The sequence below is a fragment of the Okeanomitos corallinicola TIOX110 genome, assembly GCF_038050375.1.
In the GTDB taxonomy this organism is placed as follows: Bacteria; Cyanobacteriota; Cyanobacteriia; order Cyanobacteriales; family Nostocaceae; genus Okeanomitos; species Okeanomitos corallinicola.
In genome coordinates this window covers 1,164,383-1,177,197 of record NZ_CP150886.1, presented here as the reverse complement: position 1 = coordinate 1,177,197, position 12,815 = coordinate 1,164,383, and the positions used below count along the sequence as shown (strand labels likewise).

11 protein-coding genes and 1 pseudogene are annotated in these 12,815 nt (G+C 36.6%); 8 read left to right on the top strand and 4 right to left on the bottom strand.

Features of this window, described 5'->3' with window-relative positions:
• Positions 1 to 80: 80 nt before the first annotated feature.
• The 3 genes from WJM97_RS05130 to WJM97_RS05120 all read left to right on the top strand — a co-directional run bounded on the left by WJM97_RS05130 (position 81) and on the right by WJM97_RS05120 (position 3,813).
• The gene (locus WJM97_RS05130) at positions 81 to 1,718 is read left to right on the top strand and encodes a TAXI family TRAP transporter solute-binding subunit (RefSeq protein ID WP_353931964.1); all 1,638 of its coding nucleotides are present in this window, start codon (positions 81 to 83) and stop codon (positions 1,716 to 1,718) included.
• A gap of 290 nt (positions 1,719 to 2,008) precedes the next feature.
• Entirely contained in the window at positions 2,009 to 2,725 is a 717-nt protein-coding gene (locus WJM97_RS05125) for a response regulator transcription factor (RefSeq protein ID WP_353931963.1), read from the top strand.
• Positions 2,726 to 3,045: 320 nt separating this feature from the next.
• Complete coding sequence (locus tag WJM97_RS05120) at positions 3,046 to 3,813, top strand: endonuclease/exonuclease/phosphatase family protein (protein WP_353931962.1); 768 nt, start codon at positions 3,046 to 3,048, stop codon at positions 3,811 to 3,813.
• Here WJM97_RS05120 and WJM97_RS05115 read toward each other — a convergent pair.
• A complete protein-coding gene (locus tag WJM97_RS05115; protein ID WP_353931961.1) occupies positions 3,796 to 4,083 on the bottom strand; it encodes a hypothetical protein in 288 nt (95 codons plus the stop codon). The two genes, WJM97_RS05120 and WJM97_RS05115, sit on opposite strands and share 18 nt — an antisense overlap.
• A gap of 50 nt (positions 4,084 to 4,133) precedes the next feature.
• Positions 4,134 to 5,219: a 4-hydroxythreonine-4-phosphate dehydrogenase PdxA gene (gene pdxA, locus WJM97_RS05110; RefSeq protein ID WP_353931960.1), complete on the bottom strand. Its 1,086-nt coding sequence runs from the start codon at positions 5,217 to 5,219 to the stop codon at positions 4,134 to 4,136.
• Positions 5,220 to 5,452: 233 nt separating this feature from the next.
• On the opposite strand from pdxA, the gene WJM97_RS05105 reads away from it, so the two are divergent.
• The 5 genes from WJM97_RS05105 to WJM97_RS05085 all read left to right on the top strand — a co-directional run bounded on the left by WJM97_RS05105 (position 5,453) and on the right by WJM97_RS05085 (position 11,595).
• A complete protein-coding gene (locus tag WJM97_RS05105; RefSeq protein WP_353931959.1) occupies positions 5,453 to 5,557 on the top strand; it encodes a PetM family cytochrome b6-f complex subunit 7 in 105 nt (34 codons plus the stop codon).
• Positions 5,558 to 5,724: 167 nt separating this feature from the next.
• Complete coding sequence (locus tag WJM97_RS05100; RefSeq protein ID WP_353931958.1) at positions 5,725 to 6,723, top strand: SDR family oxidoreductase; 999 nt, start codon at positions 5,725 to 5,727, stop codon at positions 6,721 to 6,723.
• An 84-nt stretch (positions 6,724 to 6,807) separates the two neighbouring features.
• On the top strand, positions 6,808 to 7,725 hold the full coding sequence (locus WJM97_RS05095) for an NAD(+) kinase (protein WP_353931957.1): 918 nt from the start codon (positions 6,808 to 6,810) through the stop codon (positions 7,723 to 7,725).
• 177 nt (positions 7,726 to 7,902) lie between these two features.
• Positions 7,903 to 8,589 carry a response regulator transcription factor NblR gene (gene nblR / locus WJM97_RS05090; protein ID WP_353931956.1) on the top strand — a complete coding sequence of 229 codons (687 nt, stop codon included), beginning with the start codon at positions 7,903 to 7,905 and terminating at the stop codon, positions 8,587 to 8,589.
• 165 nt (positions 8,590 to 8,754) lie between these two features.
• Positions 8,755 to 11,595: a zinc-dependent metalloprotease gene (locus WJM97_RS05085; protein WP_353933111.1), complete on the top strand. Its 2,841-nt coding sequence runs from the start codon at positions 8,755 to 8,757 to the stop codon at positions 11,593 to 11,595.
• Between the two features lie 179 nt (positions 11,596 to 11,774).
• On the opposite strand, the pseudogene WJM97_RS05080 reads toward WJM97_RS05085, so the two are convergent.
• Both WJM97_RS05080 and WJM97_RS05075 read right to left on the bottom strand, forming a co-directional pair.
• Positions 11,775 to 12,287, bottom strand: a pseudogene (locus WJM97_RS05080) (bestrophin family ion channel); the annotation flags it as partial.
• An 85-nt stretch (positions 12,288 to 12,372) separates the two neighbouring features.
• A complete protein-coding gene (locus WJM97_RS05075; protein ID WP_353931352.1) occupies positions 12,373 to 12,753 on the bottom strand; it encodes a hypothetical protein in 381 nt (126 codons plus the stop codon).
• Positions 12,754 to 12,815: the final 62 nt, after the last annotated feature.

Sequence of the window (12,815 nt, the reverse complement as noted above, 5' to 3'; positions counted from 1 at the left end):
ATGAAAAATTAATTAAATTATTAAAAGTGAGTTATGAGAATCATCTCTAAACTCTAATAAAACTGGAATTTTGACATACCATGACAACATCTAAAAATTATAGTCAATCTAAATTGACCAACTTTACCTTAACTCTCGATCCTGTATCTAAACTCATATTTGTTAGTCTTGGTCTTGCCAGCATTGGCATTTTTGCTATTATTATCTGGAACATAAGTAATCGTTTCATCTCCCCTCAAATTACCATTGCTGCTGGCGATGAAACTGGAGAAAGCTATATTATCAGTGAAGCAATAGAAAAAGTCGTAGAGCGCAGATCGAACATCAAAATTACAATCAAAAAGAGTGGTGGTACAACAAAAAACTTGAGTATGTTATCAGCAGGGGAAGCTGATTTAGTAACAGCCCAAGCTGATGTAGTATCTCAGAATATTGGTACTTTAGCCACTAAAAAGCGCACATTTGCAAATTACCGAAAACAACCAACAGCAAAAGTAGTTTCTGTATTATATAAGGATGTTTTTCAGTTAGTTGTCAGAGATAAGAATATTAATAATTTGGTTGATCTTAAAGGTAAAACCATTGCTTTAGCTGCCAGTGGTGGACAATATCAATCATTTCTTAAAATAGCAGAACATTATGGTTTAAGCCAAAAAGACTTCAAAATTACAGGATTAGATAGTAATGGTAAAACTATTCAAGGCTATGATGATAATAAAGCTGACCAAGATTTCCAAAACAACAAAGCAGATGCAGTATTTAGAGTTCGTGCATTAGGCAATAAATCAATCTCTAAATTCGTCAATAATTACCAAGGAGAATTAATAAAAATTCCCCAGGCAGAAGCTATGAAAATTAAGCAACCTGCCTTAGAAAGTGCTATTATTCCCCAAGGTACATACAAAGGGAATCCCGCTGTCCCAGCAAATAACCTAGATACAATTGCCATACCAAGACTGTTATTAGCTAGTAATAAAGTTGATCCCTATGTTATTAATCAAATCACACAAATTATCAATGAATATCGTCAAGAGATAGTTAACGAAATTGCTCAAGAAAATGCTGAAATTCAACCATTAATTGCGGAAATAAATCAACCTAATAATCTTGGTGTCATTGGTATTGCTTTACATCCTGGTGCCTTGTCCTTTTATGAGCGAAATAAACCATCTTTTGTGCAAGAAAATGCAGATTATATAGCTTTGTGGGTGACGGTAATTGTATTGGCAGCAGAATGGATTAGGCAAATAAAAGTATGGTTAGAACAAAATCGTAAAGATGAAGCAGATGAATATATTAATTTAGCTATTAACTTAATGGAAGCAGGTCAGTATAATCTGGAAGAGAGACAAAAAATATTAGACAAAACATTTAATAACGCAGCTAAAGCTTTAGTTAAAGAAAGTATTTCCCAAGAATCATTCCGAACCTTCAATGAAGCATATAAAACTACTAGAGAAGCCATAGAGAATGATAGAAATATTGCTCAAAAACAAATTGAACAAAAGCAGAGAGAAAATGCTGCTAAATACATCAGATTAGTTGTAAAACTATTAGAATATCGCCAAAAGAATAAAGATTTAGTCCGACAAAAGTTAGATCAAATTCTCGAGCAAGTAGTTGGAGATTTAGTATCAGAAAACATATCACAAGAGTCATTTCGGACATTTATTGAGGCATATAAAGCTACACGGGATGCTATTGAACGTATCAATTAAGACTCATAAGCTATGGAATCCATATCTTAATTTCCTCGTCATTAAATCCTGAAAAACTGACATTTTATACAAAAAAAATTCCAAAAAATACCAAAATCATACATTACCGATCTGTTTTTTAGGGATTATTATGAAGTTTGCATAAACTTCAGGGAAAATTCAGTGTATACAAAGACTAAAGAATTGTTGGTTCTTAGTTAACTAGAAGCTAAGATAATTCTCAAATGCAGCATCTCAACCAAACTGTCGCTACAGAAATTGTCAAATCAATCAATAGACTGCACTAGACTATGGATAAGCTTACCACTGATATTCCCAAGATTATGATCGTAGATGATGATTTCAGCGTTAGAAATCTCGTCAATCGGTTTCTAAGTCGGAAGTACCAAATAGAATCTGCATCAGACGGTAAAGGTGCTATGACTTTATTTGAGCAGTTCAATCCAGCCTTAGTAATTTTGGATTGGAATTTACCAGATGCCAATGGTTACAAACTTTGTCAAGAAATGCAGAGTCGAACTAATGTTTTAGTTTTGATACTGACTAGCCGTAATGATGAAGCTGATAAAATCAAAATTTTGGCTGCTGGTGCAGATGATTTTATGACTAAACCATTTAGTTTGGCAGAAATAGAAGTGAGAGTGGAGGCACTTTTACGACGTATCCGCTACATCCAACCAAATCAAGCACAACGTCTTGTGTTTAAACAATTAGCAATTAATCCTGAAGGGAGAGAAGTAACACTGAATAATAAACCTTTGGCTTTAACTGCTTTAGAGTTTAATATCTTACATTTTTTAGCCAGTCATCCTGGTCAAGCCTGGAGTCGTCCCCAATTAATTCAAAAAGTATGGGGTTGTGACTATGTAGGAGATGGCAGAGTTGTAGATGTGCATATTGGCCAATTGCGTAAAAAAATGGAATCTGATTCTAGTACACCAGAGTTTATTAAAACTGTGCGCGGTTATGGTTATAAGTTTGAAGCACCTGAAAGCCATAAAGTTTAAAAAGTTTAAACCTTCTTTCACAAAAATGTAAGCATTCAAATTTTGATGATTTTTCGATTTAATACCTGGGTTGTATAGCTGATTTTACTGAGAAAGTTTACTGAGGCTTGACTAAATATTTAGTTTGAGTTTGAATGATTACAGCTAAAGTCTATCAGGGCTTTTGTATCTACTCAAGCCTCTTGTTAATTTGAGATTATAGATTTGAAATTGTAGATTTTGCATTTTTGTGAAAGTCTGACTAATTAAGTGATGTAAGAACCATAAAAATATCTACTTACTATATATTATTCTCAATATTGATGAGATTAAAGACAGTGATGAACATTACCGCAATTAGTTTTAACCTCCGCTATGACAAACCAGATACTGGAATGTGTCAATGGGAAAAACGGGTTGGTGCGATCGCCTCTATAATTCAATATTACCAACCCGATGTAGTCGGTACACAGGAAGGTAAAATCCACCAACTTAATGATTTACAAGCTCTTTTACCAGGATACAAATTTGTGGGGGGCGATCGCACAGGTACAGGTGAAAGTGAACATTGTGCTATTTTTTATAATCACCAAAATCTCAACTTACAAAAAACTAAGGACTTTTATTTGAGTGATACTCCAGAAATTCCTGGTAGCATCACCTGGGATACCCGTTTACCACGCATGGCCACTTGGGCAAATTTTCAAGTTAATAATTCTGACCTTTCCCTCACTATTGTCAATACTCATTTAGATCACGAAAGTGCAAAAGCTAGAGAGTTAGGTGCAGGTTTAATTAGTTTATGTTTAATGGAATTCCCCACAGAAGATCATCTTTTATTAACAGGTGATTTTAACGCTAGTCCCAATACCTTAGCACGGATGGTTTTAGCTGATAATCACAGAACTCAAGATGCTTTAGCTACCCTTCCCTTAGAAGAACAAAAAACTTTTCATGAGTTTACAGGCGAAGCTACTGCTGCTATAGATACGATATATTGCGATCGCCGTTTTCAAATTAAACAGGTAATTATTGATCGTCAACAAAGGGAAGATGTTTGGCCTTCCGATCATTTTCCAGTAATTGTCAAATTAAATGTAGGGAATTAAGAAATAACAAGCTGACTTCACAGTTACTCCTAACTGTAATCCCAAAGCATCTAATAAAGTAGTTAAACCATAAAATTCAATCTCTCCTTGCTCAGATAATTTCTGGGCTAGGTTCTCAACTCCACCTTGAGCTTCAATTACATTTTTAATTGCTTTATTTAACATTTTTGGATCACCTTCTTCTAAAACAACTTCAATATAAGCTGCTGCTTCCAGGGGATTTTGTAAGTCTTGAATTAGTTTTGCATGATAACTTGTACTTCTAGACATCCTTTTCCTCTCCGCGTCTCTGCGCCTCTGCGTGAGATAAACTCATAATATTATTGTTGAATGACTAACCTCTGTTTCACCAATTCCACCGCTAACTGTATCGCTGCTTTCATACTCGTAGCATCAGCAACACCCTGACCAGCAATATCAAATGCAGTACCATGATCTGGGGAAGTTCTCACAAACGGTAAACCAATAGTAGTATTTACCGCTCGATCAAAAGCCATTAACTTCACCGGAATTAAACCCTGATCATGATAAAGTGCCAAATAAGCATCAGCAATATTTTTAACATCAGAATTACCATACCAAGCCTGACCCGGTTTCACCCACATTGTATCTGGGGGTATGGGTCCTTCTAAATGTAAATGTGGTCTTCTTTGTCTTTCTTCTACCAACCAAGGAATTAACCAATCTATTTCTTCCCTTCCCAATTGTCCCATTTCTCCACTGTGGGGATTTAAACCCGCGATCGCAATTCTGCCATTTTTAATCCCAAAATCTCTCTGTAAACATTCTTCTAATAAATCTAATTTTTTGGTTAATAATTCCGGTGTTAAGGTATCAGCTACTTGACATAAAGGAATATGTGTGGTAGCAAGTAAAGCCCGCAAAGTCCAACCAGTAAAAGGCGATCGCCCCACAAACAACATCCCAAAACGCTCCACACCAGCCTTTTCGGCTAAAAGTTCCGTTTGTCCAGGATAATCAAAACCAGCAGCCTTCCAAGCAGATTTAGCAATGGGTGCTGTAACAATACCAGCAAACTTACCTGCCAAGGTTTGAGCTATCGCAGATTCCATATAAGCAAAACTCGCCGCACCACTAGCAGCATGACCCACCCCAGTCACAATTTCCCCAGAATTTGGTACATCCACATCAATCACATTTAACTGATCTGGATTTGCCAAAGTTGATTTATTATCCGTATTCTCTAGCAAATTTTTATAACTATTAGTCAGTAAATCCCGACTACCAACCACAACCAAATCACAATTTTCCGTCACGGCAGGATCTGCTAAAGCCTTTAAAATCACTTCAGCACCAATTCCGGCAGGATCTCCCATCGTAACGGCTAAACGTGGATTGGTGATTGGTGATTGGGCATTGGTGATTAGTGATTCGTGATTAGGCATTGGTAAAAATGATACTTGAATATTTTCTATCTCAGTTGCAGCACCAATTAGCTGCTAAACTACTTTAGAATTAATTATGAGAGTCTCAGTCTAGAGACAATACAAAACCTAGTTTCCTTTAATTTAGCAGACTAGCAAAAATGAGATTTGAGTGATCAGATTAAATTCCGCAGTCTCATAAATAGGAAAACATCAACACACTTCATCCACTTCACAAAGGAGAATCACAGCAAATGGGTGGCGAAATCTTAAACGCAGCCTTATTATCTTTCGGCTTAATCTTCGTAGGTTGGGGTATCGGTGCTTTACTACTAAAAATCCAAGGCGCTGAAGAATAAGCACGGGTGATGGGGAGTTGGGGTGATGGGGTGAATAATTAACTGTCACCTGTCACCTGTCACCTGTCACCTGTCACCTATTTTCTGAAAAAAATGTAAAGTTTTGTTTCTACAGCTAATTCTGTTAAGATTCTTATCATAAAACATTAAAATATATAATCTTCTCCATGACATTATTAATTGTCGGTGCTACTGGCACATTAGGAAGACAGGTAGCTCGTCGTGCTATTGACGAGGGTTATAAAGTTCGCTGTTTAGTTCGTAGTCCCAAAAAAGCTACATTTCTGAAAGAATGGGGTGCAGAATTAGTTAAAGGCGACTTGTGTTATCCCCAAAGCTTAGAAGAAGCATTAGAAGGTGTAACAGCAGTTATTGACGCTGCTACCTCTCGCGCTACAGACTCCTTAACCATTAAACAAGTAGACTGGGACGGAAAAGTATCACTAATTCAAGCAGCCAAAACTGCTGGTGTAGAGCGTTTTATATTCTTCTCTATTCTTGATGCCGATAAATATCCTAATGTACCCTTAATGGAAATTAAGCGCTGTACGGAATTATATTTAGCTGAATCTGGATTAAATTATACCATTTTAAGATTAGCTGGATTTATGCAAGGTTTAATTGGTCAATATGGCATACCCATTTTAGAAAATCAGCCAGTGTGGGTGACAGGTGCATCCTCACCCATCGCTTACATGGATACTCAGGATATTGCTAAATTTGCGATTCGCGCCCTGAATGTACCAGAAGCCCAAAAACAAACTTTCCCTGTAGTGGGTACTCGTGCTTGGAGTGCAGAAGAAATTATTAATATTTGCGAGCGCCTATCTGGAAAGAGTGCCAGAGTAACCAGAATGCCCATTGGTTTACTACGTGGTGTACAAGGTTTATTAAGATTTTTCCAATGGGGATGGAATGTAGCTGATAGACTAGCCTTCTCAGAAGTATTAGCCAGTGGTAGAGCATTAAACGCCCCCATGGAAGAAGTTTATACAACCTTCGACCTAGATAAACAACAAACAGCTACCGTAGAAACATATCTACAAGAGTATTTCAGCCGAATTATGAAAAAGCTGAAAGAATTAGATTACGAAAAGACAAAGACCAAAAAGAAAAAAGAGAAAAAGACCCCTTTCAAGCAGTCTTCAAAAGTTAATAGTCAATAAAATTTACGACTAATGACTAGATGAGTCAAAAATGTGTAACCATTACATAAATATAAAGCAGCGCCTAAACTTGGATATTTGAATGTGCCGAAAGCAGGCATTATCTACAACGACGTTAAACCGATAGCAACTAAAACCGCTATCGAACTCAAAGACCAGCTAACCGCAGCTGGTTGGGATGTATGTGTGACCGCAAGCATTGGTGGTATATTGGGCTACTCTAATCCTGATAGTCCTGTGTGCCACACCCCCATAGAAGCTCTCACACCACCTGGTTTTGATTCAGAAATGGAGTTTGCAGTGGTACTAGGGGGAGACGGAACTGTTTTAGCAGCTTCCCGTCAAGTTGCCCCCTGTGGTATACCATTGTTAACTGTAAATACTGGTCACATGGGATTTTTGACAGAAACTTACCTGAACCAGTTACCCCAAGCCATAGAGCAGGTAATGGCAAAAGAGCATGAAATCGAAGAACGAGTCATGCTCAATGTCAAAGTGTTAAGGCAAAAAGACGTACTGTGGGAAGCATTGTGCTTAAATGAAATGGTATTACATCGAGAACCATTGACCTCGATGTGCCATTTTGAAATAGAAATAGGTCGTCATGCAGCGGTAGATATTGCCGCAGATGGGGTCATTGTTTCTACTCCTACTGGTTCTACAGCCTATTCCTTGAGTGCTGGTGGTCCGGTAGTGACACCGGGTGTACCTGTGTTGCAGTTAGTACCTATTTGCCCCCATTCCTTGGCTTCTAGGGCTTTAGTGTTTCCTGATAATCAACCAGTAAATATCTGTCCTGTGAATGTACCCCGCATGGTGATGGTAGTGGATGGTAATGGTGGGTGTTATGTGATGCCAGAAGATCGAGTATATTTAGAGCGATCGCCATATACAGCCAAATTCATTCGTTTGCAGTCACCAGAGTTTTTCCGCATCCTTCGAGAAAAATTAGGTTGGGGACTGCCACACATTGCCAAACCCAATTCTGTAGAATTGCCATAATATCAGTTATCAGTTATTAGCTAAAATCAAAAATGCTTTTCTTCCAGAATTGGTAGTTGGCTAATCGTATCTAAACTTTATTGCAGAATAATTGTAGATTCAGTTATTAAAATTAAACTTTGGAAAATTAAAGAAACAGTAAATTTACCAATCACCAGTCACCAATCACCAATTAATATGATCCCTGTACTTAGCAACTGCGTTTTGTTGATTGAACCCGATGATAGTCTTGCTAGTCAATTAGCTTTTGATTTACAAGAAGCTGGTTATGAGGCAATTATCGCTGCTAATGCTACCAGTGGTTTACAGCAGTTTCAGGAAGTTCAACCTGCGTTAATTGTCATAGATAGAATGCTAAGTGGGGAATCGGGAATATCTTTGTGTAAAAATATTCGTACAATTGGCCAGCATCCCCCCATATTGATTTTAATGGCCAGAGATACAGTTGATGATCGTGCGGCTTGTTTAGAAGCCGGTGCTGATGACTATATACTCAAACCCTATCGTTCCGAAGATTTTTTACAGTTAGTTCGTCTTTATCTCAAACCCGATGTGGATAGTAACGAACAATTGCGATTTGGAGATTTGGTATTAGACATCAGTTCTCGTCGCGTTCTGCACAATGGTAAAACCGTTGATTTAACCATGAAAGAATTTGAATTATTAAAGTTTTTTATGGAACACCCTCGTGAGGTGTTAACCCGTGAACAGATTTTAGAAAATGTCTGGGGTTATGACTTCATGGGTGAGTCAAATGTGATAGAAGTCTATATTCGCTACTTGCGGTTAAAAATGGAGGAAGAAGGACAAAAACGCCTCATTCAAACAGTCAGGGGTGTAGGTTACGTGTTAAGGGAATCTTAAACGTGACAAAAGTTGAGATTTAATTGCAGAAAATACTTTTCCCTCTGTCACCTGTCACGGATAATCTACTATATTTATTTTTGTTTAAGTAAATTTATTTTACAGTTTTTTCCTTTTATACTATAGCAATAGTCAATCATGGCTAATAGTTATTGGGAATCTACAATGAAAAAATTAAAATTTTATATCTTTCTGTTACAAGGTTTTTTGTTGGGAATGGGAACTGCTAATGCTCAGTCATTAGTAACAAAAGCACAAAGAGAGATAGAAACTTTACCTAAATCAAATTTACCATTATCCCAGGTATGGGTAATGAGTAAAAATAAACAGGTAGAGAAACATAATTTTAATTGGGTGGTAGAAGATACTAAAAAATCTACATATCAGCCATTTTTACAAGCTGAAAATAGCAAGAATAAATCAACAAAAAAAAATGATTCTAAATCCAAACCGACAAAACCTAAAAGTGATAGTCTGAAAGATTTTGATGAGGTAACTAAAGACACTGAAAAATCAGAAGGTGTGTTTACAATTTACCGAAATAAAGAGAAAAATAAAATTTATTTAGAAATTAAGCCAGAACAATTAAATAAAAACTTTTTAGCTACAGCTACTTTAGAATCAGGGATTGGTGAAAGAGGAATTTATAGTGGTTTACCATTGCAAGATTTTCTCTTTTATTTCCAAAAACTAGATAATAAATTACAATTTGTAGTTAGGAATGTAAATTTTAGAACCCGTGATGGAGATCCACAAAAAATATCCCTAGCTAGGTCTTTTAGTGATTCTGTTCTTTATAATTTGAGTATTCAAAGTATTCATCCTGAACGTCAAACAATTCTCATTGATTTAGGAGATTTACTATTAACTGATTTAGCAGGATTATCTGCAAGTATAGAATTATCAGCCAGTCCAGATCAATCATATTTTGGTACAGCTAAGGTTTTTCCTAATAATCTGGAAGTACAATCAATTTTTAACTTTACTGGTGGTGGTAGAGGTCAAGATTTAGGTGTTTTGGCTGATAGTCGTGGTTTTACTTTGCGGATTCATTATAGCCTTTCTCAATTACCTAATAATAACTATCAACCACGGTTAGCAGATGAACGGGTGGGGTATTTTATTACTGCTTATCAAGATTTATCTAAAAATGATAGTAATGATCAGTTTGTTCGTTATATTAATCGTTGGAATTTAGAAAAACAAGACCCTAATGCTCCCATTTCTCGCCCTAAAAAACCAATAGTTTTCTGGGTTGATAATGCTGTACCTTTTGAATATCGGGAGGCTATTAAAGAAGGGGTATTGATGTGGAACCAAGCTTTTTTGAAAGCTGGTTTTAAGGATGCCATTGAAGTTAAGCAAATGCCTAATAATGCTACTTGGGATGCGGCAGATATTAGGTACAATACAATTCGCTGGATTAATACTGTAGATGGTTATTTTGCCCTTGGTCCATCCCGTGTGAATCCTTTAACCGGAGAGATTTTAGATGCTGATATTTTAATAGATGCTAGTTTTGTGAGAGCATTAAGACAAGAATATCAACAAGTAGTTTTACCAAATATAACATCAGGTTCTACTAATACTACCTTGTCTGCATTGATGAAAACCCATCCATTTTGTAGTCAAGAGAATGAGAAGACTAAGGGTTTAATTGGTAATTTATCCAAACTAGCTGGTGAGTATGATTTATGCTATGGCATGGAAGCAGCAAATCAATTTGCCTTTGGCGCGTTGGCAATGTCAATGTTATCAAATACTACCCCTAATGATGCTCAAATGAAGGATTATGTCCACCAATATTTACGTTTAATTGTTGCCCATGAAGTGGGACATACTTTAGGTTTACGGCATAATTTCCGGGGTAGTAATTTGTTACCACCAGAGGAAATGAATAATCCTCAAATTACTCGGACTAAGGGTTTAACTGCTTCGGTAATGGATTATATTCCCCCTAATATAGCTCCTAGCGGTACGCCCCAAGGAGATTATTTTCCAGATCAGGTGGGAAGTTATGATGTTTGGGCAGTTGAGTATGGTTATACTTATTCTGGAATTAAAGGTACAATTGCAGAAAAATCATTTTTAGAAGCAATTGCGAAGAAGTCGGAAAACCCAGAGTTGAGTTATTCACCGGATGAAGATACTTCGGAAATTGATCCTACTTCTGCACCTTGGGATAATAGCGGTAATGTCTTAGTTTATTCTCAATGGCAGTTAGATAATTCTCTGTTGATGTGGGAAAAATTAGATCGGTTTTATCCAATTGCGGGTGAAGATTATAGTGATTTAAGAGAAAGGTTTAATACCATTTTTGGTAATTATTTACGACAGTTATATTACACAAGTAAATACATTGGTGGTCAATCTTTTTACCGGGTGAATCCTGATGATAGTCAAGGACGTTTACCATTTGTAGCTGTACCTGTGGAACAACAACGGGAAGCTTTAAATACTTTACAAAAGTATGTTTTTGCGGAAGATGCGTTGACTTTTTCACCGGAACTTTTAAATAAATTAGCACCTTCTCGGTGGTTACATTGGGGTAGTAGTCCAAGACGGGGTCGTTTAGATTATCCAATTCATGATTTGGTTTTGTTTACTCAGAGTATTGTTTTAAGTGATTTACTTGATGGCGATCGCCTATCGAGAATGAAGGATATTGAACTAAAAAGTGAACCTGGAAAAGCATTAACTTTACCGGAGTTATTTACTTCTTTACAAACTGATATTTGGAGTGAGATTTTAGAACCCAAGGGTAAGTTGAAAATTTCTAGTTTACGTCGAGGTTTACAACGACAACACGTGAACTTTTTAACAGCAATGGTGTTACGGAAAGTGGATGTTCCAGAAGATGCGAGAACTTTAGCATGGTACAAACTCAAACAATTAAATCTAGCATTGAGAAGGGTAAGGTCTGAGGATGACTATACCAAAGCCCATTTACTAGAAACCCGCGATCGCATTGAAAAAACCTTGGATGCACCATTACAGGGTAATTAATCCATAACATACAGCATATTTCGCTCAAATGAGTTACAATATTAAATCATAAAACTCTTGTGGTGCAGGCATCTTGCCCGCTAGATGTGTCCCTCATAACAGTGGGAAATGCTGTAAAGATAGAGTATTGGAATTGCCGCAGATTTTATCTGAGTAAGGTTCATTAAATTTATGTCTTTCTATGCTCTATCTTCTTCACAATAATGCACGCTAGGATTCAAAGTAACTAAATCATTAATATTCACTTTCATAGTGTTACAAATAGCATCTAAAGGTAAATCATTAGGATCATAACCAAAGGGATTTTCAATTTCCAAACCGATGGCTTCTATCCCTAATAAAGTAAAACTAACTAAAGCAGAAATTAACCCAGTCCACCAACCCAAACTTTCTACCAATTGAAATGGCAATAACAAACAATAAAGTAATAATAACTGCTTGAGGTGAATAGCATAAGCTAAAGGAATTGGCGTTTTTAAAATTCGTTCACAAGAACCTAAATTATCTACTAAAATATTGATTAATTCCTGCATAGCTGCCAGTTGATAACTGTTGATACAATTGCGTTTATATTGCTGTTGTAAATAATCACTAATCCAAAAAGCTACCTCTAAAGGAGGATTATTCATTGTTTGTAAATTTAGATAGCAAGATGAGGGCAATAAATCTTTTAATTCATCATTAACTGCTTCACTTCCAATACTGCTCGGTTAAGGAAAACGAGGGGGTAAGATCAGGAGAAAAGAGTTCGCGTTTTATTTACGAGAACTAACAAATTTACTTTTTCTCTTTGAGGCTATCGTATAATTCCACCCAATTTTGCCTAAGAGAATCAATACAAGACTGCAAGTGGTCAATTTGGGTTCGTCTGGCAACTGAGAGGACAGCATGAATATGATTGGGGCTGCCAGCCTTGCCTAAATGCTTATATTTGCTGAGTTTATCAGGTTGTTGAGTAGGGAAGATAGGTTTATTAGCCTGCAACTTGTAATACCAATAAGTACCCTGTTTACCCCGTGCTTGGTAACGCAAAACACAACATCCAGGAGGTGCTACCTCCCCAGAAGCCTGAATTTGTTGAATAGATAGTTGTAAAGTCGCAATAGCTTGTTGTATTAATTCGGCTCTAGAAATAATATCTGAGTCTTTTGCAGGCATTGACTTACGGGGGGAATGAGAAAAAATTACTTGTTCGCGGATTAAGTACGAGAACATTAACC